Source organism: Tessaracoccus sp. MC1756 (assembly GCF_014164735.1).
Classification (GTDB): domain Bacteria; phylum Actinomycetota; class Actinomycetes; order Propionibacteriales; family Propionibacteriaceae; genus Arachnia.
Map to the genome: position 1 here is coordinate 520,962 of NZ_JACJFZ010000001.1, position 20,442 is coordinate 541,403.

A 20,442-nucleotide genomic window follows, 5' to 3' on the forward strand; every position below is an offset into this window, starting at 1 on the left:
CCTCAGCGGTAGTTGACGAACTGCACGGCGAAGTCGAAGTCCGCTTCCTTGATCAGCTGCTGCACGGCCTGCAGGTCGTCGCGACTCTTGGACGAGACGCGCAGTTCCTCGCCCTGGATCTGGGTCTTGACGCCGCGCGGGCCTTCGTCCCGGATGAGCTTGGAGACCTTCTTGGCGTCCTCCTGTTTGATGCCCTCGCGGGTGGTCGCGGTGATCTTCCACAGCTTGCCGGAGACGCGGGGGTCGCCGGTCTCCAGCGCCTTGAGGCTGACGCCGCGCCGCAGCAGCTTGGTCTGGAACACGTCGAGGATGGCCTTGACCCGTTCCTCTGAGTTCGCCTCCATCTCGATGGCCTCGCCGGACCAGGCGATCTTCGCCTCGACGTTCTTGAAGTCGAAGCGCTGGCCAACCTCCTTGGCCGCCTGGTTGAGGGCGTTGTCCACCTCCTGGCGGTCCACCTTGCTGACGACGTCGAATGAGCTATCCGCAGCCATGGTTCTCCTGGGTTCGGTCGGTGATCGGGTCCTCACATTGTGCCAGCACGGACTCCACCGGAGGCGCTTTGTACCTGCCTGATTCCTACTGCTAGAGTTGTGCGTCGCCGGGTCAACCGGTGAATGGCAAGTTGCCCGAGCGGCCAAAGGGAGCGGTCTGTAAAACCGTCGGCGTAGCCTACGTTGGTTCGAATCCAACACTTGCCACCAGGCCCCGAATCGGATTGATTCGGGGCCTTATTCGCGTTGTCGCATCTAGTGTGTGATGCGCAAGCCCCACTGAGAAAGGTGCCCACGATGGCCACTCCCCACATCGCCTGCGAACCCGGCGACATCGCCCCCCTGGTGATCATGCCCGGTGACCCGAAGCGCGCCGAGCGGATCGCCCGCGACCACATGGAGGACGTCCGCCTGGTCTCCGACGTGCGCGGCATCGGGGCCTGGACCGGAACGTTCGACGGCGTGCCCGTCACAGCAATGGCCTCCGGCATGGGTGTGCCCTCGCTCTCGATCTACGCCCATGAGCTGTACTCGCAGTTCGGGGTGGAGCGCATCTGCCGGGTGGGCACCTGCGGAGGCATCTCGTCGAAGGTGAAGGTGAAGGACGTCATCGTGGCGGTCTCCGCCCACACCAACTCGAGCGTTGCCACCATCGACGTGCCGGGCGTGAGCCTATCGCTGGCCGCCAGCTACGACATGCTGCGCGGCGCGGTGGACCAGGCTCGGGGCGCCGGCCGGACGGTGCACGTCGGATCGGTCTACACCAGCGACTTCTTCTACTCCTCGCGGATGGACATCATCCCCGCGCTCGACAAGCTGGGCACCCTCGGCGTCGAGATGGAGGCGGCCGGGCTGTACGCCTGCGCCGCGACGCACGGCAAGGAGGCGCTGGCCGTGCTCACCGTGTCGGACCATCTCAAGGACGGCTCGGGGGACCTCACGGCCGAAGAGCGCGAGACCATGTTCACGGACTCACTGCAGGCCGCCGTCGCGGCGCTGCGCGCCTGAGTCAGGCCTTCGACGCTGCGACGGCCTCCTCGAACTCATCGACCACCTCGGGCGCCGGGGGCGCCGTCAGCAGCGACACCACGACCGCCACCAGGAGATTCGCCAGGAAGCCGGGCACGATCTCGTACAGAGTGCTGCTGAGGGTTTCCGTCCGGCCCCAGACGAAGGCGACGACGGCGCCGCTCACCATGCCCCAGAGCGCGCCCTGCGAGGTGAGGCGCCTCCAGAACAGGCTCAGGATGATCGTCGGGCCGAAGCTGGCCCCGAACCCGGCCCAGGCGAACGCGACGAGCAGCAACACCGCCGGGTTGTCGTCGTTGATGGCCAGCAGCAGCGCGATGACGGAGACCGCCAGCACGCCGAGGCGCCCCGCGACGACCTCTTGACGCTTGGTCATCGTCCGCTTGGTGACCAGCTTGTAGAGGTCCTCGATGACGGCAGAGGAGCACACCACGAGTTGCGACGACAGCGTCGACATGATGGCGGCCAGCACTGCCGCCAGGACGAGGCCCGCCAGGAACGGGTGGAACACCTCGGAGGACAGGACGAGGAAGACCTGCTCGGGATCCCTGGAGACGAACTCGTTGGGGTGCTGGTTGAAGTAGGCGATGCCGACCAGCGCGGTGGCGCAGGTGCCCAGGAGGCCGAGCGCCATCCAGGTGACGCCGATGCGGCGGGCCACCCTGGTCTCCCGGGCCGAGCGGATCGCCATGAAGCGCACGATGATGTGCGGCTGGCCGAAGTAGCCCAGGCCCCACGCCGCCGCGGAGATGCCGCCGATCAGCGTGCCACCCGCGCTGAGGCTGAGGCGCGGCAGCCCGTCGTGCGCCTCGACGGCGCGGATACCGGCCATCACCTCGTCGATGCCGCCCACGGCGATGAGGCCGATGATCGGCACCACCAGGAGCGCGACGAACATCAGGATGCCCTGGACGACGTCGGTGTACGTGGCGCCCAGGAAGCCGCCGAACAGGGTGTAGGTGATGACCACGCCGGAGACGATCAGCATGCCCAGCAGATAGGGCTGGTCGAAGGTCGACTCCACGAACTTGCCGCCGGCCACCATGCCGGAGGAGACGTAGAAGGTGAAGAACACCAGGATGATCAGGCTGGCGGCGACGCGCATCACCGGGGAGTCGTGGCGGAAGCGGTGCTGGAAGAACGACGGGATGGTGATCGAGTTGCGGGCGATCTCTGTGTAGCTCCGCAGGCGCGGCGCGACGAGCAGCCAGTTCAGCCACGCGCCGATCGTGAGGCCGATCGCGATCCAGGCCTGGAACAGACCGGCGGCGTACAGTGCGCCCGGCAGGCCCATCATCAGCCAGCCGGACATGTCCGAGGCTCCGGCCGAGAGGGCCGCCACCGCCGGGGACAGCCGTCGGCCACCCAGCATGTAGTCGTCCAGGTCCTCTACCTGCTTGGTCGCCCGGTACCCGATGTAGAGCATGCCGGCCATGTACAGGGCCATCGCTGTCAGTTGCCAGATCATGGCCCGAAGCTTAAATGGAGGGGTGGCCCGGGCCGACCGGAATACCCGACCAGACGCGCCTCAGGAAGGGGGAACCTCCGATTTGTGCTCTCCGAATTGGGTGATGTACTGTTGGTCGTCGGCTGGCCCCTATAGCTCAGTAGGCAGAGCGTCTCCATGGTAAGGAGAAGGTCTGCGGTTCGATTCCGCATGGGGGCTCTGTTCTTTCCCTGCTCCACCAGGGAAAGAACTCCTGACGGGGTAGCTCAGTCGGTAGAGCAAGCGGCTCATAATCGCTGTGTCGCGGGTTCGATTCCCGCCCTCGTCACCACATTGTCAGCAGAGAACACGCGCTACGCGCCGCAAGCTAAGGAAGATCATGGCTAAGAAGTCCGGGGATGTCCGCCCGATCATCACGCTCGCCTGCACCGAATGCAAGGAGCGCAACTACGTGACGAAGAAGAACCGTCGTAACACGCCGGATCGTCTCGAACTCAAGAAGTTCTGCCCGCGCTGCCGCACCCACCAGGCGCACCGCGAAACCCGCTGATCCCTACCGCTGACCACAACGGCCGCTCCCGTCGAGGGAGCGGCCGTTGCCGTTGGTGGGGCGGTAACGTAGGAGGCATGCCGATTTCCGCCGAACACGTGGGCCGCCGTTACCCGGCCGCTCCGCCGTACGTGGTCAGCCGCGCCAAGATCGCCGAATTCGCTTCAGCCGTGCGCGATGACAACCCCGCCTACTCGGGTGAGGACCCCGTCGCCCCACCCACTTTCGCCGCCGTCATCGCGGCCCAGGCCTGGGGCGCATTGTTCGGCGACGAGGAACTCGGACTGGCGCTCAACCGCACCATGCACACGGACCAGAGTTTCGCCTTCCACCGCCCGCTGCGCCCCGGTGACGCCGTGGTGGCCGAACTGAGCATCGAGAAGGTGCGCAACCGGGGCAACCTGGAGATGATCACCGTGCTGGTGGACCTCACCGTCGACGGTGAAGCGGTCTGCGAGGCGCGCTCCACCCTGATGCACACGCGCCCCCAGGAGGACAGCGATGAGTGAGGTCACCGTCGGCACCGAGCTGCCCGAACTCAGGGTCAAGGTCACCCGCTCCACGGTGGTGCGCTACTCAGGTGCCTCCACGGATTTCAACGAGATCCACTTCTCCGACCGCCATGCGCAGGCCATCGGGCTGCCGGGTGTCGTCGCCCACGGCATGTGGACCATGGGCGCTGGCCTGAAGATCGTCACGGACTGGGCGGGGGACCCGGCCAGGGTCCTCAGCTACTTCGTCCGCTTCACCCGTCCGGTCGTCGTCCCGGACACCGATGAGGGCACCGAGGTGGTCTATACGGCCAAGGTGACAGAGGTGGCAGACGGGGTGGCGAAGCTCGCCATCACCGCCACCTGCGGCCACGACGCGGTGCTGGGCGCAGCGCGCGCCGAGGTGCGCCTTGACTGAGGCCGGGGGAGAGGCCGCGTCCTGCAGCCTGGACCGCGTCGCGATCGACACCCACGCCCCGCCCATCCCGGATTCCCCGCTGCTGGCCCGCCACACGACGCTGCGCGTGGGTGGCCCGGCCGAGCGGTTCGTCGTGGCGCGCACCGAGCGTGAACTGATCGACATCGTCACGGACTGCGACCGCCGTGATGAGGCGGTCCTGGTCTTGGGCGGCGGCTCCAACCTGCTCGTCAGCGACGCCGGCTTCCCCGGCACTGTCGTGCGGGTGGGCACCACCGGCATCACCGCCGATGTCTCAGACTGCGGGGGAGCGGCGGTCCGTGTCGCGGCGGGCGAGAACTGGGACACCTTCGTGGCCCACACCGTCGCCAACGGCTGGAGCGGCATCGAGATGCTGTCCGGCATCCCCGGCAGCGTGGGAGCGACCCCCATCCAGAACGTCGGCGCCTACGGCTCCGACGTCGCGGAGACCATCACCTCCGTGCGCACCTGGGACAGGAAGGAACGCGCGCAGCGCACCTTCCCCCTCACGGACTGCGGCTTCGGCTACCGCACCTCCCGCTTCAAGCGTGAGCCCGGCCGCTACCTCGTCCTGGAGGTGGGGTTCCAGTTCCGGTTGGGCTCCCTGGGGGCACCCATCCGCTACGCAGAACTCGCAGGTCGCCTCGACACCGCGCCGGGCGGGCGCGTCGACGCCACCCGCGTCCGGGAGACCGTCCTGGCCATCCGCCGCTCCAAGGGCATGGTGCTCGACGAGGCGGATCACGATTCCTGGAGTGCGGGCTCCTTCTTCACCAACCCCATCCTCGGCGCGGACGAAGCGGCGGCGCTGCCGCCGGAGGCCCCGCGCTTCCCGGATGCGGACGGCCGGATCAAGTCCAGCGCGGCATGGTTGATCCAGCACGCCGGCTTCGCGAAGGGACACGGGGATGGCCAGGCCAGGCTCTCCGGCAAGCACGTCCTGGCCCTGACGAACCGTGGCTCGGCCACGGCCGCAGACCTGGTGGCTCTCGCCGCCGAGGTCCGCGACGGCGTGGCAGCATGTTTCGGGATCCGTCTGGTGCCGGAGGTCAACCTCGTGGGAACGGCGTTGCCCGACCTCAAGTGATGCTTGAGATATTTCCGCGCGCCGTGCCCCTGCCATTAGCCTCCTCCCGGAGGGTGATTCCAGATGAAACGATGGCTCAAGCTCGCGGCGGTGGCAGTAGTGCTCGCCGTCGTGGCCGTACCGATGCTCCAGCGGCAGCAGGAAGCGGCGGGCAGCACGGCCAGCGACTTCATCGCGAAGCTGGTCAAGGACGCCCAGCAGACCGAACGTGAGTTCGGCATCCCAGCCTCCGTGACGATCGGCATGGCCGCCCTCGAGACGGGTTGGGGCCGCTCGTCGATGACCGGTCAGGTCACCGCCGACGGCGTGGTGTACGACGTCAACACGTTGTTCAACATCAAGTGCACGTCCACGGTGTCGCCGTTCCAGACCGGTTGCGTGCCCATCCGCACCGCCGAGTACCGCTCCGACGGCACCAAGTACTACATCGTCGACGAGTTCCGCACCTACGCGAGCTGGCTCGATTCGACGCGTGACTTCGCCCGCCTGCTGACGACGCTGACGCGCTATGCGCCGGCCTTCCAGTACGTCGACTACCCGGACCAGTTCGTCACAGAGGTCCGCAAGGGTGGCTACGCCACGGACCCGAAGTACTCGGAACTGGTCATCAGCATCATGCGCTCGCACAACCTGTACCAGTACAACCTGCGTGGTCAGGGCCCCGGCTACCCGGAGGGCATGGATCCCAACGGTCCGACGCCGCCGGTCACCACCGTGGACCCCTACACGATGTTCCCCCAGCTGCTGGTCGGCAGCCGCGGCGACACCGTGCGCTCACTGCAGCGGCTGCTGAACACGCTCGAGGCCGGCATCGGCGTCGACGGTATCTACGGCTCGCAGACCACGGCCGCCGTCAGCGCGTTCCAGCGGGCCCAGAAGCTCACCGTCACCGGCAAGGTGGACGACGCCACGTGGCAGGCGCTGCTGCCCGAGCTCGCGTCCGGGGCGAAGGGCGAGGGCGTCCGCGTCCTCCAGACCCATCTGCAGCTCAAGGGGGGCAGTGTCGCCATCACCGGCTCCTTCGACGCGGCCACGGACAAGGCGCTGCGCGCCTTCCAGCAACTGCACCGCATCGAGGGCAGCGGCCACTCGAGTTACGCCACGTGGGCCCGCCTCCTCGGCTGAACGCCCCGCCTCACGCCGCTATCAACGCGGCGGCGGCGACGAAGCCGGCGGCGAACGCGTGCGCGGCCAACTGCAGCGCCTCGCGCCCGGGCAGGAACGCCCCGTGGTGGAGGCCGACGCCGTCGACATGGCCGGTGCCGACGAAGCACATGACGGAGGCGGCCTCGCGGCCGTACTCCGCGAAGTCGTCTGAGCCGCAGGACCGGAACGGCGTCTCCGCGACCGTCAACCCCAGGCCGCGCAGCAACGGATCGATGCGTTTCACCAGCCCGGGGTCGTTCAGCAGGGCCGGGCCGCCCCGCACGAAGCGGGTGGTCGCCTGGCCGCCGCGCGACTCCGCGACCGCCGACGCCAGCCGTGCCACGGCCTCGTGCAGCAGCGTCCGGTCCGCCTCCGAGTAGGTGCGGATGGAGCCTTGGCAACTGGCCTGGTCCGCGATGACGTTGTGTGCGGTGCCGCCCGCGATCTGTCCCACCGAGATCACGGTGGGGTGCGTGGGATTGATGATGCGGCCGGGCAGGCTCTGGAGTTCGCCGATGATGGTGGCCAACGCGCTGATCGGGTCCACGGCGACATGGGGGTACGCGCCGTGACCCGGGCGACCGCGCACCACGATCTCGAAGGAGTCGTAGGCGGCGTTGACCGCGCCGGCCCCCGTCGAGACGACGCCCCGGTCCACCTGCGGTTGCAGGTGCACGCCGATCATCGCCTCGATCTCCTGCTCGTCCAGCAGGCCGGAGCGCACGACGTCACCGGCGCCGGGCGGGGTCACCTCCTCGCGCGGCTGCAGCACGGGCACGAGGCCGACGGGCAGCTCGAGGCCACGGGCGGCGGTCGTCACGGCCCAGAGGGCCGCCATGTGCACGTCGTGGCCGCAGGCGTGCGCCACGCCGGGGCGCCGCGATTCCCACTCCACGCCGGTGGCCTCCATGACCGGGAGGGCATCCAGCTCGGCGCGCAGCCCGACGGCTGGGCCGGCCGGGCCCAGCCGGGCCCAGGCTCCTGTCCCAGCGACCGGCGTCCAGTCGAGCCAGCCCATGGCCCGCACCATCCGGTCCCGGGTGGGCCCCTCCTCGCCGCTGATGTAGGGATCGGCGTGGATGGCGCGCCTGAGGGCGGCCGCTTCGGGCAGGACGCCGTCGACGGCGGCAGTCAGCTCCTCGAGCAGGCTCATAGCTGCCAAGGCTACCGAAGAAGGCAATGGTGGGTGCTCACGCACCATCGTCCTGGTCGCGTGACCGTCACGAGACCCCCGTACCCACTCGGCCAGGGGTCCTCGTCAGCCGGCGGGGTCAGCCCCTGACGTCAGACGCCGGGCGACCCGAGGCGACGGCGCGGGCCATCAGCTCGATGGTGGGGGCGGCGTGGGAGAAGAAGCCGTAGTAGCCCTCGCACAGATAGTTCTGGCCGGGCTCGCCGTCGGCCGAGGTGGCGAAACGGTCCTTGGGACAGCCGCCGTGGCACGCCCAGCGCACAGGGCAACGGCGACACTGCTCAGTCAGCGAAGTCCTCTTCGACCGCCCGAATTCGCGCTGCTCCGGGAGCTGCAGGTACTGCTGGAACCCGCCGTCGGCCACGTTGCCCAGCTTGTAACCCGGCTCGACGTAATGGTCGCAACTGTAAACATCGCCGTTGTGTTCGACGGCCAGCGCGGTGCCGCACTCGGGGGAGTGGACGCACAGCGAATACTGCCCGAAGCGGGCGGCGAGCATCACGTCGAAGTGCTGGACGAAGACCCTGCCGACGTCCGCATTGAGCCACTCGTCGAACACCTCGCTCAGGAACCGGCCCCACTGACCGGGGTCGACCGAGCGGTCCGTGACGTCGTTGCCCTGCTGGAGGTACAGCAACCGCTTCCCGTCGGGCGCCTCGTAGCCGGCCCGCTCGACGATGGGGATGAATTGCAGGAAGGTTGCGCCCAGCACATCGCGGAAGTAGCGGTAGACCTCGGCCCCGTGGTCGCCGTTGGCGGAGTTCACCGTGCACAGGATGTTGGTCTCGACGCCGTGCCTGCGGAGGAACTCCCAGCCGCGGATGACCTGCGCGTGGGTGCCGCGGCCTGCCTTGTTGACGCGGTGCGTGTCGTGGAGGTGCTGCGGGCCGTCGACGGAGAGGCCGACCAGGAAGTTCTCCTCGGCCAGGAACCTGCACCATTCGTCGTCCAGCAGCGTGCCGTTGGTCTGGATGGACTGCTGCACCCGCTGCCCCGGGCGTCGGTAGCGCTGGGTGAGCTCGACGGCCGTCCGGTAGAAGTCGAGGCCCCGCAGGGTGGGCTCGCCGCCCTGCCAGGCCACCGTGACCTCGCCGTCGGGCTGGCCCCCCAGGAACTCCCGGATGAAGGTGTCCAGCTGCTCCGGCGACATCCACTGCCGTTTGTCCTCGTCGTACAGCAGGTCCTTGGACAGGAAGAAACAGTACGTGCAGTCGAGGTTGCAGGCAGCCCCCGTCGGTTTGCTGACGACGGAGAACGGGATCGGGATCACCTCGCAACCTTACAAGGGGGAGCATCCCGTTGGCCGCCGAAACCGTTGCCGCGACCGGGTAGTGTGGCCCGGTGCTTCCTGCCGAGTCCCCCCGCCGATATGCGCTGGCCGCGGCACAACCCAAGCGCGCAGACGTGTTGCGCTTCCTCCCTTACATCCGCCCCTTCGCGCCGCAGTTCATCACGTCGTTCGCGCTGGCCCCGCTCCAGGTGCTGGCCAGCGTCGCCATCCCGTTGCTGCTCGGCGCCGTCGTCGACGGGCCCATCCGCCGCGGCGACGTCGTCGGGGTGCTCTGGTACGCGTTGGCGCTGCTGGGGGTGGGGGCCTTCGAGGCGCTCATGAGCTTCGTGCGCCGGTGGATCATGTCGCGCGCCACCTCGCACATCGAGGCCAACATCCGCCTCGACCTCTTCGACCAGTTGCAGCGCCTCCCGCTGGGCTTCCACAAGGCGTGGGAATCCGGCCAACTGCTCAGCCGCATCATGAGCGACCTCGGTCTGCTGCGTCGCTTCATGTCGTTCGGCCTGGTGATGCTGGCGATGAGCTCGCTGCACATCGTCGTGGTGGTCGGGATCATGGTGGTCACGCTCTGGCAGGTGGGCGTGGCGGTGCTGATCTCGGTCATCCCCGTCGTCATCGCCGTGTTCGCTCTCATGGGCCGCTTCGGCCGCATCTCGCGGCGGGTGCAGGACCAGACGGGCGACGTGGCCTCGGCAGCCGAGGAGTCTTTGCACGGGGTGCGCGTCATCCGTTCGTTCGGCCGCACCGGTCATTCGTTCGAGGCCTTCGACAAGCGCGCCGCCGCGCTCGCCGAGAGCGGCGTGCGGCGCATGAACCTGGCCTCCGTGCTCTGGACGCTGCTGGAGATCTTCCCCTCGGTCCTGTTGCTGATCGTCCTGTTCGGCGTGAGCTACGGGGTGTCAGAGGGCGCGCTCAGCCTCGGCGCGGCCGTCACGTTCGTGACGCTGCTGCTGTCCCTGGCGTGGCCGGTGGGCAGCCTCGGCTTCCTGCTCTCCTTCGCCCGTGAGGCTGCGACGGCGGCCAACCGCGTCGCCGAGGTGTTTGATGCGCCGGTCACCATCGTCAGCGGCGACAAGACCATCGAGGAGCCGCGCGGGCACCTGCAACTGCGCGGAGTCACCTTCCAGTTCCCCGACGCCGATGAACCCACCCTGCGCGACCTGGACCTCGACATCGCGCCGGGGGAGACCGTGGCGCTGGTGGGCGGCACCGGCTCCGGCAAGTCCACCCTCGTCTCGCTGATCCCGCGCCTCGTCGACGTCACCGGCGGCCAGATCCTGCTCGACGGCGTGGACCTTCGCGACCTGGACCTGCGGCAGCTGCGCAGCCTCATCGGCACCGCGTTCGAGGACCCCATCCTGTTCTCCATGTCGGCCCGCGAGAACCTCACGCTCGGCCGTCCCGACGCCACGGAGGGGGAGATCGCCGAAGCAGTGCGGGTGGCCCGCGCGGAGTTCGTGCACGACCTCCCCTGGGGCCTCGACACCCGTCTCGGCGAGCAGGGGCTCAGCCTCTCCGGTGGCCAGCGACAACGGCTGGCGCTGGCCCGCGCCATCCTCGTCCAGCCCCGCGTGCTCGTGCTCGACGACACCCTCAGCGCCCTCGACATCCACACCGAGGCAGAGGTGGAGGAGGCCCTCAGATCCACCCTGGTCGGGGTCACCGGGGTCGTCGTGGCGCACCGCGCGTCCACCGTTCTCCTGGCAGACCGGGTGGCGATGCTGGTCGAGGGGCGCATCGCCCACACCGGCACGCACAGCGAACTGCTGGCGACGGTGCCGGAGTATCGCGAACTGCTGTCGGCCGATTACGCCATCTCGCTGGAAGGCGACAACGGTGAGCACTGAGCCGCAGCACCCCGATGACCCGAACGTCGCGTGGCGGGGGGTGAAGCAGGAGATCGACGAGGAACGTGACTCGTCCGCAGGCCTGCGCGCTCCGTCGCGCCGGCTGCTCGCCACCCTCGTCCGCCCGTGGCGCACCTGGCTGCTGCTCCTCGTCGGCGTCGTGGTCGTCGAGGCGGCCGCCCGTCTCGTCGTGCCGGTCCTCGTGCGCAACGTGCTCGACGACGGGCTCACCGACGACAGCGTGCTGCTCCCCACCCTGGGCCTGATGGCGGTCGCCATCGTCGTGCAGGTGGCCGCCCGCATCACCTTCCTGCGCAGCTCCGGCCGGATCGGCAACGCCATCCTGCTGGATCTCCGCCGCCGCCTCTACAAGAAGTTCCAACGGCTCAGCATCGGCTTCCACGACCGCTACACCTCCGGGCGCGCCGTGTCGCGCATGACCAGCGACGTCGAGGCCGTGCAGGAGCTCGTGCTGCAGGGCCTCGACGTGGTGATCATCGCCGCGCTGACCATCGTCGGCTCCAGCGTCATCATGCTGAGCCTGGACTGGCGCCTGGCCCTCGTCGCCTTCCTCAGCTATCCGCCGCTCCTGCTCCTCATGCGGTGGTTCGCCGGCGCGTCCACACGCGCGTTCCGCGCCGTCCGCACGCAGTCGGCCATCGTCATCGTGCAGTTCATCGAGACCATGACCGGCATCAAGGCCGTCCAGGCGTTCCGCCGCGAGCCCCGGGCCGGCGAGATCTTCGAGGACGTCGCGCTGACTTACCGCGACTCCAACGTACGCGCGATGCGCATCTTCGCCCGCGCCATGCCCGGGATCCAGTTCATCGGCAACCTCGGCATCGTGCTGGTGGTGCTCGCCGGCGGCTACCTCGCGGCCGGGGGAAGCGTCTCCATCGGCACCATGGCCGCTTTCGTGCTGTACCTGCGCATGTTCTTCGACCCGATGCAGGACCTCAGCCAGTTCATCTCCACCCTGCAGTCGGCGCTCACCGCGCTGGAGAAGATCTCGAGCGTGATGGACGAGGACGACGACGTGGCAGACCCCGAGCACCCGGCCGCCCTGCCGGACGTCAGGGGAGCGGTCACCCTCGGCGGCGTGCACTTCTCCTACGTGGAGGACGCCCCGGTGCTCCCGGGCCTCGACCTGGACATCCCTGCCGGGCAGACCGTCGCCCTCGTCGGCACCACGGGCGCGGGCAAGACCACCATCGCCAAGCTCATCGCCAGGTTCTACGACCCACAGGCGGGAGCCGTGCGCCTCGACGGCGTCGACGTGCGTGACCTCGACGACGCCACCCTGCGCAGGCACGTCACGCTGCTGACCCAGGAGAACTTCATCTTCGCCGGCACCATCGCCGACAACATCGCCTTCGGCCGCCCGGGCGCCACGCGCGACGAGGTCGTCGCGGCGGCCCGCGCCGTCGGTGCCCACACGTTCGTCGAGGCCATGCCGGACGGGTTCGACACCGACACGGGCAAGCGCGGCTCGCGGTTGTCCGCCGGCCAGCGCCAGCTCGTCGCCTTCGCCCGCGTCGTGCTGGCCGACCCGCGGGTTCTGATCCTCGACGAGGCCACCAGCTCGCTGGACATCCCTACGGAACGCCTCGTCCAGGCGGCGCTGTCGACGATCCTCGCCGACCGGACCGCCGTCATCATCGCACACCGGCTCTCCACGGTGGAGATCGCCGACAGGGTGCTGGTGCTCAGCCACGGCCGCATCGTCGAGGACGGCACGCCTGCGGAACTGATCGCCGGCGGGGGTCGCTACGCCGACCTGCACGCCGCCTGGTTGGCCTCCTTGGCCTAGCCGCCAAGGCCCCGATGCGAGGGTTTGGGGCTGCGCGCGCTACTGTGGACACAGCGCCCGGATGTTCTGCTCCGGGTAACTCTGATCTTTTTCTTTGATGCCATCGCGCTGCGGATGAGATTTCCGCGCCGGGCAGAACCGCTGCATCGCCCTATCGGGAGAACCCTTTGACTTCTCAGTCCTTCGGCGCGCTTGGCGTGCCCGCACAGCTTGCCGCCGTCCTCGAGGATCGCGGCATCACCGTCCCCACCCCCATCCAGGCCGCGACGCTGCCGGACTCGCTCCTGGGCCGCGACGTGCTCGGCCGCGGCCGCACCGGCTCCGGCAAGACGTACGCGTTCCTGTTGCCCATGGTCGCCCGGCTCATGGCGAGCGGTACCCGCCGCACCCCCAAGCGCCCCCGCGCGCTCATCTTGGCGCCCACCCGTGAACTGGCCAACCAGATCGACGAGGCCCTCGCCCCGCTGGCAGCCGTCGCCGGGCTGACCTCGCGCACCGTCTTCGGCGGCGTAAAGGAGCGGCCCCAGGTCGTCGCGCTGACGAAGGGCGTCGACGTGGTCGTCGCCTGCCCCGGCCGCCTGGAGAGCCTCATCGAGATGGGCCACGTGAGCCTCGGCTCCGTCGAGGTCACCATCCTCGACGAGGCAGATCACATGGCGGACCTCGGCTTCCTGCCGTCGGTGCGCCGTCTGCTGTCGGCCACCCCGTCGAACGGCCAGCGGATGCTGTTCTCCGCGACCCTCGACAAGGCCGTGGACACGCTCGTGAAGCAGTTCCTGCACCAGCCCAAGACCCACGAGGCCGATTCCGCGGATTCGCCCGTCCCGACCCTGCACCACCACGTGCTGCACGTCAGCGACCAGCAGCACCTCCCGGTCCTGGTGAACCTGACCGCCGCGCCCGGCCGCACGGTGGTGTTCACCCGCACCAAGCGCCGCGCGACGAAGCTCGCCCGCCAGCTCAATGCCGCCGGCGTACCCGCCGTCGAGATGCAGGGCAACATGAGCCAGAACGACCGTGAGCGCTCCATGCACGCGTTCCAGTCCGGGACCGCCCAGACCCTGGTCGCCACCGACGTGGCCGCCCGCGGCATCCACGTCGACGACGTTGCTCTGGTCATCCATGCCGACCCCCCGGTCGAGCACAAGGCCTACACCCACCGCTCCGGCCGCACCGCGCGCGCCGGGGCCGAGGGCACCGTCGTGACCCTCATGCTGGACGCACAGCGCGGCGACGTGCGTGACCTGACGCGCAAGGCAGGGGTCAAGCCCACCGTCACACGCGCCGACGAGCGGCACCCCGTGCTGCTGGAGATCGCGCCCGGGGAGCGCGAGTTCCCCGGCGGCATCATCAAAGCCAAGCCCCAGCAACAACAGCAGCGCGGCGGCGGCAACGGCGGCGGGCGTCGCCGTGCCGCGAGCGGCGACCAGCAGCCGTCCGGCCAGCGCTCCCGCAGCGGGGAGCAGCCTCGTTCCCAGCGCGAGCGCAGCGGGGAACAGCCCCGTGCGCAGCGCCGGCGCAGCGGGGAACAGCCGCGCTCGCAGCGTGACGGGGGTGGCCGTCGCACCGAGGGCCAGCCGCGCGTGGGTGGCGCCGCAGCATTCTCCGCAGCCGGCGGCGGGCGTCGTCGCAGCCGCTGATCCGGCCCACCCCGCCGGGAAGTACCAGAGGCTCTGACCTCGAGTCGGATGTCGCCCGCGGGCGTGGCGCCGTATGTTGGCCTCATGCCAGCAGCCCACGCCCGTCCCGACAGTGTCGCGTGGGGACTCCTCGCAGACCGGATCGCGCTCGGCGTCGCGGTGGTCCTCGGGGCGCCCACCTTCCTTCTGTACGCGTTCGCCAGCCCCGCCCCGGACCGGGCCATCGGGGCGCTGTTCATGGTCGCTGTGCTCGTCATCGCCCGTCGCCAGCCGGGCACCTCGCTCGGCATCTTCTGGGCGGGCAGCCTCTTCCTGCTGATGGTGGGTAACGAACCCCTGCCGCTGCTCGTCCAGGTAGTCGCCGGCGCCTGGCTGGCCTACACCGCCACGCGGTTCGGGTCCCGCGCCACCGTCATTATCTCCGGCGTCTCGTTGGCGCTCGGTGCGCTCATCGCGGGCACCCTCCTCGGGCAGGAGTTCTTCTGGGGACACCAGTACCTCGGGCTGGGTGGCACCGCGTTCGCCTTCGGGCTCGTGGCGTCCTTCCTCGGTGCACCGTGGTTGCTGGGTCTGCGGCAACGCTCCACGGCGCAGGTCCGGGCGCAACAGACCCGGGCAGAGGACGCCGAGTGGCAGCGCACCCGGGCCATCGAGGCGCAACAGCACGCCGTCCTGGAAGAGCAGCGCCTCACCAGGGTCGCCGCGGCCGAGGCCGCCAACGCCAGGCTCGCTCGCGACGTCCACGACGTCGTCGGCCATTCCCTGGCCGTGATCCTGATGCAGGCCGAATCAGCGCAGTACCTCACCAACACCCAGGACCTGCACGAATCCATGAACAACATCGCCGTGTGCGCCCGCCGATCCCTCGGGGAGATCCGCGAGGTGCTGCACGCGGCCCGCGGCGACCACCCGTCGGTGCCCGCCCCTCCCGGTGGCTTGGGCGCCCTGCTGGACAGCGTGCGGGCATCGGGCGTAGACCTCGAGGTCACCCAACTGGGGCAGAGCCGGGCGTTGCCGCCCGACGCCGAGACAGTCGCCTATCGGGTGCTGCAGGAGATGCTCACCAACGCCATCAAGCACGGCGAACACGGCAGGCAGATCGCCGTCGCGTTGACGTGGGCGGACCGGCTCACCATGGAGGTGCGCAACCTCGACGGCGGCCACACCCTCTCCAGGGCGCTCCACGGCGGAGGGATCGCCGGGATGAGCGCGCGGCTCGGCGCCGTGGGCGGTAGTTTCGAACTCAACCGGCACCAGAGCGCCGACGGTGAGGTCATCACCGCCACCGCCTGGCTGCCGCTGCGAACCAACTAGGAGTAACGCGTGCCCATCCGCGTCATGCTGGTCGACGACCAGGAACTGTTCCGCTCGGCCATCCGGGTCATCGTCAACGCGCAGGACGACCTCGAGGTTGTGGGGGAGGCCACCGACGGTGAGGAGGCGGTCGCGCTGGCAGCCCAGCTCGACCCCGATGTGATCCTGATGGACATCCGCATGCCCGGGGTCGACGGTGTGGAGGCCACTCGCCGCATCCTGGACAACGCGGTCGCCTCCGGCTCCGGCGTCAAGGTGCTGGTGCTCACCACGTTCAACCTCGACGACCGCGCGGCCACCGCCATCAGGCACGGCGCCAGCGGGTTCCTGCTGAAGGACATCACCCCGCAGATGCTCACGGATTCCATCCGCACGGTGCACAGCGGCAACGGCGTCATCGCGCCGGAGGACCTCGCCGCGCTGCTCGACTCGTCCTTCCAGGAGAAGCCCGCCCCGCCGGCCGGCTTCACACAGCTCTCTGAGAAGGAACACGAGGTCTTCGCTCTGGTCGCCCAGGGTCTCAGCAACGTTGAGATCGGTCAGACGATCTTCGCCTCCGAGTCCACGATCAAGTCCCACGTCGGTGCGATCCTGCGCAAGATGGGGTTGCGTGACCGGGTGCAGGTGGTCGTGTCGGCGTATCAGCACGGGCTGGTCGATCACTGAGACTGCGCGGGTCGAGGTTGGTTCGACTCAGGCCCGGAAAACCCCTATAGTGGACGAGCACCGGTTCAATTTGCCAAGGTCGGAGCGTGTCCACACGACACGGTCCATTCGGTAATCCAACCGCCAAAGGGTAGTAGCTCAATTGGCAGAGCAGCGGTCTCCAAAACCGCAGGTTGGGGGTTCGAGTCCCTCCTGCCCTGCTAGATGGTCAGCAATGGCTGTCTCGCCCCGCCTACGGCCTCCGAGCCGGAGGCATTTTGTTTGTCAAGCGAAGGGATGACGGCGTGAGCGACAAGTCGCACGACGCAGTACCGGAGAACGAAGATTTCGTCCCCGGGGAGCCCGACGCGCCCGAAGACGACGCCGTCGAGATCGAGGATCCCGAAGCGCTGGCTGCCGCCGAAGAGGAAGTCGCCGAAGCCGACGAGGACATCACCCTCGGCGAGCTCGAGAAGGACTTCACCCCGGAGGAGCAGGAAGCCGCCGCTGCGCTGGCACCGGTCCGTCGTACCGTCAAGGTCCCTGTCCGCAAGAAGGACACCGTCACCCGCAAGCGCTCCGAAGCGCTCGCTGAGCACGATGACCCCTACCGGGCTTCCAACCCGGTCGAATTCGCCAAGCAGTCGGGCTCCGAGCTGAAGAAGGTCGTGTGGCCCACCTGGCCGCAGACGATCTCGATGTTCAGCGCCGTCCTGGTGTTCGTGTTGATCATGATCGCCATCGTCGGCTCGCTGGATCTCTTCTTCGGCTGGTCGCTGCTGCAGTTGTTTGGGAGCTGAATCCATGACTGACAACTCTGATTTTGAGGTCGACCTCGGCCCGATCGAAGAGACCTCCACCGATGACCTGGAGATCGACCTCGGCGCGCTGGGCGTCGCCGAGGACGACGACACCACCATCGAACTCGCCGAACTGGCTGAGGAAGAGCCGGACGAGGCCGCCGACAAGGCCTCCCAGGACCGCGACGAGGCCCTCGAGGCAGCCATCAACGAGCTGCGCGAGGAACTCGAATCCAAGTTCGGTGACTGGTACGTCATCCACACCTACTCCGGCATGGAGAACCGCGTCAAGCAGAACGTCGACGCGCGTGTCACCACGCTGAACATGGAGGACTACATCTTCGAGACGGTCGTCCCCACCGAAGACGTCGTCGAGGTACGCAACAACGGCCGCAAGACTGTCACGCGTTGCGTCCTCCCGGGATACGTCCTCATCCGGATGGAACTGACCGACGACTCCTGGAGCGCCGTCCGCCAGACCCCCTCCGTCACCGGCTTCGTCGGCCAGGGGCAGCAGCCCGTGCCGCTGTCGATCGACGAGGTCCTCCACATGCTGACTCCTTCCGTCGTCGCCAAGGTCAACGCCGCTCACGCGGGTTCCGAGGCCGCACGGAAGAAGAAGGTCGAAGTCGTCGACTTGGCGGTCGGCGACTCCGTCATGGTGACGGACGGCCCCTTTGCCGGGGTGCACGCCACGATCACCGAACTCAACGCCAACAATCAGCGGCTCATCGCTCTCGTCGAGATCCTCGGCCGTGAGACCCCTGTCGACCTGGATTTCAAGCAGGTCGAGAAGGTCGTCTAAGATTGTGCGTCGCGCCTGTTCCGGGCGCGCCATCCATCCGTATAGGTAAAGGACCCACCCATGCCTCCCAAGAAGAAGGTTGCGGCGCTCGTCAAGGTCGCCCTGCAGGCCGGCGCAGCCACGCCTGCCCCGCCGGTCGGTACCGCTCTCGGCCCCCACGGCGTCAACATCATGGAATTCGTGAAGGCGTACAACGCCCAGACCGAGTCCCAGCGCGGCAACATCATCCCCGTCGAGATCACGATCTACGAGGACCGCACGTTCACCTTCATCACGAAGACGCCCCCGGCGTCCGAGTTGATCAAGAAGGCGGCGGGTCTCAAGTCCGGTTCGGCCAACCCGTTGGCTGACAAGGTCGGCAAGATCACCAAGGACCAGGTCCGCGAGATCGCCACCACCAAGCTGCCGGACCTCAACGCCAATGACGTCGAGGCCGCCATGAAGATCGTCGAAGGCACCGCCCGCTCCATGGGCGTCACCGTCTCCGAGTGATCTGAACCCCGAACACACATCCCTGGTAGGGGAGTGCTCCCCACGCCAGAACTGGTGGACCGGGTCACGAGCCCGGCACAAACACAAGGAACCAGCATGAAGCACAGCAAGGCATACAAGGCGGCCGCCGAGAAGCGCGCCGAAGGCCAGGCCTACAGCCCTGAAGAGGCCATCCGCCTCGTCAAGGAGATGGCAACGGCCAAGTTCGACGAGTCGATCGACGTGGCCATGCGCCTCGGCGTCGACCCCCGCAAGGCGGACCAGTTGGTCCGCGGCACCATCAACCTTCCGCACGGCACTGGCAAGACGGCACGGGTCCTCGTCTTCGCCGCCGGTGACAAGGCTGACGCTGCACGCGCGGCGGGTGCTGACGAGGTCGGCACCGACGAACTGATCGAGAAGGTGGCCGGCGGCTACCTCGACTTCGACGCAGTCGTCGCCACTCCTGACCTCATGGGCAAGGTCGGCCGTCTGGGCCGCGTCCTCGGCCCCCGTGGCCTGATGCCGAACCCCAAGACCGGCACCGTCACCATGGACACCGGCAAGGCCGTCGCCGACATCAAGGGCGGCAAGATCGAGTTCCGCGTGGACCGTCACGCGAACCTCCAGTTCATCATCGGCCGCTCCTCCTTCACGGAGCAGCAGCTCGCTGAGAACTACTTCGCCGTCCTCGACGAGGTCCTGCGCCTGAAGCCGGCCGCGGCCAAGGGTCGCTACCTCCGCAAGGTCGCCGTCTCGGCCACCATGAGCCCGTCCGTCAGCATCGACGGCTCGGCACTCAAGCCCGCCGAGGCCTGATCGGTCCCACCGACCAGCCGCTCGCGACCGGTCGACGGACCTCCCACTTACGAAGAATGCGCATGGGTGTCACACTGACACCCATGCGCATTCTTGTCTCCGGGTTCGAACCGTTCGGCGGAGATGCGGCCAACGCGAGCGGCGACGCCGTCCGGGAACTCGGTGCCACCTGGTCGAATCCCTCGGTCGAGTTGCACACAGTGATCCTTCCGGTGTCCTTCGACCGGGCCCCCGAGGCGCTGGCAGCGTCGATCGAGGCCGTGCGGCCGGACGCCGTGATCTGCGTCGGCGAGGCCGGCGGCCGACCCCTCGTCACGCCGGAGCGCTGGGCCGTCAACGAGCGGCGGGCCCGCATCCCTGACAACGATGGAGCACAGCCCTCCGGGCCCATCGACGACCTCGTGCCGCGTCTGCCGTCACGGCTGGACGTGGACGGAATCGTCCGGGCCGTGCGTGCCGCAGGCGTGGCGGCCGAGGTCAGCGACGACGCCGGCCGCTATGTCTGCAACGCCACGTTCCGGGCTGCGCTGACCTGCTTCGACGGTCCTGCGGGCTTCCTGCACGTCCCTGCGGTCCGGGCGGCGGGGACGGCGCTGGTGGGATCCGAGACGGACACACCTGCCGTGGGCGGTGTAGCGATGGACCAGATGTCCATCGAAGAGGTCGTCACGGCGCTGTGCGCAACGGTCTGGGTCGTGAGCCTCTCCGTGCTCTCGGAGTAGCCGCGCCTCTCCGACCTCGACGCGGGCCCGGCAGGGCAGGACCGCGTGGACGACGCAGCGCGAGCGGGCGGAGACTGGGCTGGCGGCAGCGTCGGGCGCTGCGGATCCGCGCCGGGGATATCGCAAATCACACTGGGGCAACTCACCCGTTTGGATGTGTTGCCCCGCTCTGCAACACCGGAAAGCTAGTTGGGAAGAGCGGTACCCCGCTTGGAAAGACCATCAACCGAAGGGGTTGGCCATCATGGTAGTACTCGGAATCATCCTCCTCATCATTGGCCTGATCGCGAACATCTCGATCCTCACCTGGATCGGAATCATCCTGATCGTGGTTGGCCTGATCCTCAACTTCGTCCCCATGCGCGGCGGTAAGGGCACCAGGGTCTGGTAACCACCCCTGGTC

21 protein-coding genes and 4 tRNA genes are annotated in these 20,442 nt (G+C 68.4%); 21 read left to right on the forward strand and 4 right to left on the reverse strand.

Annotated elements, in window-relative coordinates; translation table 11 throughout:
• Nucleotides 1-2: 2 nt before the first annotated feature.
• Nucleotides 3-494 carry a YajQ family cyclic di-GMP-binding protein gene (locus H5393_RS02390; protein WP_182763824.1) on the reverse strand — a complete coding sequence of 164 codons (492 nt, stop codon included), beginning with the start codon at nt 492-494 and terminating at the stop codon, nt 3-5.
• 125 nt (nt 495-619) lie between these two features.
• Here H5393_RS02390 and H5393_RS02395 point away from each other — a divergent pair.
• Both H5393_RS02395 and deoD read left to right on the forward strand, forming a co-directional pair.
• Nucleotides 620-704 (forward strand) — tRNA-Tyr (locus H5393_RS02395).
• 87 nt (nt 705-791) lie between these two features.
• A complete protein-coding gene (gene deoD, locus H5393_RS02400) occupies nt 792-1,502 on the forward strand; it encodes a purine-nucleoside phosphorylase (protein WP_182765371.1) in 711 nt (236 codons plus the stop codon).
• A 1-nt stretch (nt 1,503) separates the two neighbouring features.
• Here deoD and putP read toward each other — a convergent pair whose 3' ends face one another.
• Nucleotides 1,504-2,991, reverse strand: a complete 1,488-nt coding sequence (putP, locus tag H5393_RS02405; protein ID WP_182765372.1) for a sodium/proline symporter PutP — start codon at nt 2,989-2,991, stop codon at nt 1,504-1,506.
• A gap of 125 nt (nt 2,992-3,116) precedes the next feature.
• On the opposite strand from putP, the gene H5393_RS02410 reads away from it, so the two are divergent.
• From H5393_RS02410 to H5393_RS02440, 7 genes are all read left to right on the forward strand, one after another.
• A tRNA-Thr gene (locus tag H5393_RS02410) sits at nt 3,117-3,189 on the forward strand.
• Between the two features lie 36 nt (nt 3,190-3,225).
• Nucleotides 3,226-3,301, forward strand: a tRNA-Met gene (locus H5393_RS02415).
• A 48-nt stretch (nt 3,302-3,349) separates the two neighbouring features.
• Nucleotides 3,350-3,520, forward strand: coding sequence for a 50S ribosomal protein L33 (gene rpmG / locus H5393_RS02420; protein ID WP_076060775.1), 171 nt, complete (start codon nt 3,350-3,352; stop codon nt 3,518-3,520).
• A gap of 77 nt (nt 3,521-3,597) precedes the next feature.
• On the forward strand, nt 3,598-4,029 hold the full coding sequence (locus H5393_RS02425; RefSeq protein WP_182765373.1) for a MaoC family dehydratase N-terminal domain-containing protein: 432 nt from the start codon (nt 3,598-3,600) through the stop codon (nt 4,027-4,029).
• Entirely contained in the window at nt 4,022-4,429 is a 408-nt protein-coding gene (locus H5393_RS02430) for a MaoC/PaaZ C-terminal domain-containing protein (protein WP_182765374.1), read from the forward strand. Before H5393_RS02425 ends, H5393_RS02430 begins: the two co-directional genes overlap by 8 nt.
• A 43-nt stretch (nt 4,430-4,472) precedes the next feature.
• Nucleotides 4,473-5,537 (forward strand): UDP-N-acetylmuramate dehydrogenase, encoded by a 1,065-nt coding sequence (locus tag H5393_RS02435; RefSeq protein WP_370585935.1) that lies wholly within the window; start codon nt 4,473-4,475, stop codon nt 5,535-5,537.
• Nucleotides 5,538-5,600: 63 nt separating this feature from the next.
• Nucleotides 5,601-6,662: a peptidoglycan-binding protein gene (locus tag H5393_RS02440; RefSeq protein ID WP_182765376.1), complete on the forward strand. Its 1,062-nt coding sequence runs from the start codon at nt 5,601-5,603 to the stop codon at nt 6,660-6,662.
• A 10-nt stretch (nt 6,663-6,672) separates the two neighbouring features.
• Here H5393_RS02440 and H5393_RS02445 read toward each other — a convergent pair whose 3' ends face one another.
• Both H5393_RS02445 and H5393_RS02450 read right to left on the reverse strand, forming a co-directional pair.
• The gene (locus H5393_RS02445) at nt 6,673-7,836 is read right to left on the reverse strand and encodes a M20 family metallopeptidase (protein WP_182765377.1); all 1,164 of its coding nucleotides are present in this window, start codon (nt 7,834-7,836) and stop codon (nt 6,673-6,675) included.
• A gap of 118 nt (nt 7,837-7,954) precedes the next feature.
• Nucleotides 7,955-9,145, reverse strand: coding sequence for an anaerobic sulfatase maturase (locus tag H5393_RS02450; protein ID WP_182765378.1), 1,191 nt, complete (start codon nt 9,143-9,145; stop codon nt 7,955-7,957).
• A 71-nt stretch (nt 9,146-9,216) separates the two neighbouring features.
• Between H5393_RS02450 and H5393_RS02455 the strand changes: the two genes are divergently transcribed.
• From H5393_RS02455 to H5393_RS02510, 12 genes are all read left to right on the forward strand, one after another.
• Complete coding sequence (locus tag H5393_RS02455) at nt 9,217-11,013, forward strand: ABC transporter ATP-binding protein (RefSeq protein ID WP_370585902.1); 1,797 nt, start codon at nt 9,217-9,219, stop codon at nt 11,011-11,013.
• Nucleotides 11,003-12,823, forward strand: coding sequence for an ABC transporter ATP-binding protein (locus tag H5393_RS02460; protein WP_370585903.1), 1,821 nt, complete (start codon nt 11,003-11,005; stop codon nt 12,821-12,823). The genes H5393_RS02455 and H5393_RS02460 overlap by 11 nt, the downstream gene beginning before the upstream one ends.
• Before the next feature lie 197 nt (nt 12,824-13,020).
• Nucleotides 13,021-14,463, forward strand: a complete 1,443-nt coding sequence (locus tag H5393_RS02465) for a DEAD/DEAH box helicase (protein ID WP_370585904.1) — start codon at nt 13,021-13,023, stop codon at nt 14,461-14,463.
• Between the two features lie 84 nt (nt 14,464-14,547).
• Complete coding sequence (locus H5393_RS02470) at nt 14,548-15,777, forward strand: histidine kinase (RefSeq protein WP_182765380.1); 1,230 nt, start codon at nt 14,548-14,550, stop codon at nt 15,775-15,777.
• A 9-nt stretch (nt 15,778-15,786) separates the two neighbouring features.
• Nucleotides 15,787-16,443 carry a response regulator gene (locus H5393_RS02475; protein WP_370585905.1) on the forward strand — a complete coding sequence of 219 codons (657 nt, stop codon included), beginning with the start codon at nt 15,787-15,789 and terminating at the stop codon, nt 16,441-16,443.
• 127 nt (nt 16,444-16,570) lie between these two features.
• Nucleotides 16,571-16,643: transfer RNA gene (locus tag H5393_RS02480), tRNA-Trp, on the forward strand.
• Nucleotides 16,644-16,727: 84 nt separating this feature from the next.
• Nucleotides 16,728-17,222, forward strand: coding sequence for a preprotein translocase subunit SecE (secE, locus tag H5393_RS14435; RefSeq protein ID WP_370585906.1), 495 nt, complete (start codon nt 16,728-16,730; stop codon nt 17,220-17,222).
• Nucleotides 17,223-17,226: 4 nt separating this feature from the next.
• Nucleotides 17,227-18,027 (forward strand): transcription termination/antitermination protein NusG, encoded by an 801-nt coding sequence (gene nusG, locus H5393_RS02490; RefSeq protein WP_182765381.1) that lies wholly within the window; start codon nt 17,227-17,229, stop codon nt 18,025-18,027.
• Nucleotides 18,028-18,087: 60 nt separating this feature from the next.
• Nucleotides 18,088-18,519, forward strand: coding sequence for a 50S ribosomal protein L11 (gene rplK, locus H5393_RS02495; RefSeq protein WP_076060749.1), 432 nt, complete (start codon nt 18,088-18,090; stop codon nt 18,517-18,519).
• A 96-nt stretch (nt 18,520-18,615) separates the two neighbouring features.
• Entirely contained in the window at nt 18,616-19,317 is a 702-nt protein-coding gene (gene rplA / locus H5393_RS02500; protein WP_182765382.1) for a 50S ribosomal protein L1, read from the forward strand.
• Between the two features lie 83 nt (nt 19,318-19,400).
• A complete protein-coding gene (locus tag H5393_RS02505; RefSeq protein WP_182765383.1) occupies nt 19,401-20,039 on the forward strand; it encodes a pyroglutamyl-peptidase I in 639 nt (212 codons plus the stop codon).
• A 244-nt stretch (nt 20,040-20,283) separates the two neighbouring features.
• Nucleotides 20,284-20,430: a hypothetical protein gene (locus H5393_RS02510; protein WP_182763810.1), complete on the forward strand. Its 147-nt coding sequence runs from the start codon at nt 20,284-20,286 to the stop codon at nt 20,428-20,430.
• Nucleotides 20,431-20,442 lie beyond the last annotated feature (12 nt).

Bases quoted from the DNA above. Each gene is read 5' to 3' on its own strand.
- H5393_RS02390 (WP_182763824.1), bottom strand. From the start codon at position 494: ATGGCTGCGGATAGCTCATTCGACGTCGTCAGCAAGGTGGACCGCCAG.
- deoD (WP_182765371.1), top strand. From the start codon at position 792: ATGGCCACTCCCCACATCGCCTGCGAACCCGGCGACATCGCCCCCCTG.
- putP (WP_182765372.1), bottom strand. From the start codon at position 2,991: ATGATCTGGCAACTGACAGCGATGGCCCTGTACATGGCCGGCATGCTC.
- rpmG (WP_076060775.1), top strand. From the start codon at position 3,350: ATGGCTAAGAAGTCCGGGGATGTCCGCCCGATCATCACGCTCGCCTGC.
- H5393_RS02425 (WP_182765373.1), top strand. From the start codon at position 3,598: ATGCCGATTTCCGCCGAACACGTGGGCCGCCGTTACCCGGCCGCTCCG.
- H5393_RS02430 (WP_182765374.1), top strand. From the start codon at position 4,022: ATGAGTGAGGTCACCGTCGGCACCGAGCTGCCCGAACTCAGGGTCAAG.
- H5393_RS02440 (WP_182765376.1), top strand. From the start codon at position 5,601: ATGAAACGATGGCTCAAGCTCGCGGCGGTGGCAGTAGTGCTCGCCGTC.
- H5393_RS02445 (WP_182765377.1), bottom strand. From the start codon at position 7,836: ATGAGCCTGCTCGAGGAGCTGACTGCCGCCGTCGACGGCGTCCTGCCC.
- H5393_RS02470 (WP_182765380.1), top strand. From the start codon at position 14,548: ATGCCAGCAGCCCACGCCCGTCCCGACAGTGTCGCGTGGGGACTCCTC.
- nusG (WP_182765381.1), top strand. From the start codon at position 17,227: ATGACTGACAACTCTGATTTTGAGGTCGACCTCGGCCCGATCGAAGAG.
- rplK (WP_076060749.1), top strand. From the start codon at position 18,088: ATGCCTCCCAAGAAGAAGGTTGCGGCGCTCGTCAAGGTCGCCCTGCAG.
- rplA (WP_182765382.1), top strand. From the start codon at position 18,616: ATGAAGCACAGCAAGGCATACAAGGCGGCCGCCGAGAAGCGCGCCGAA.
- H5393_RS02505 (WP_182765383.1), top strand. From the start codon at position 19,401: ATGCGCATTCTTGTCTCCGGGTTCGAACCGTTCGGCGGAGATGCGGCC.
- H5393_RS02510 (WP_182763810.1), top strand. From the start codon at position 20,284: ATGGTAGTACTCGGAATCATCCTCCTCATCATTGGCCTGATCGCGAAC.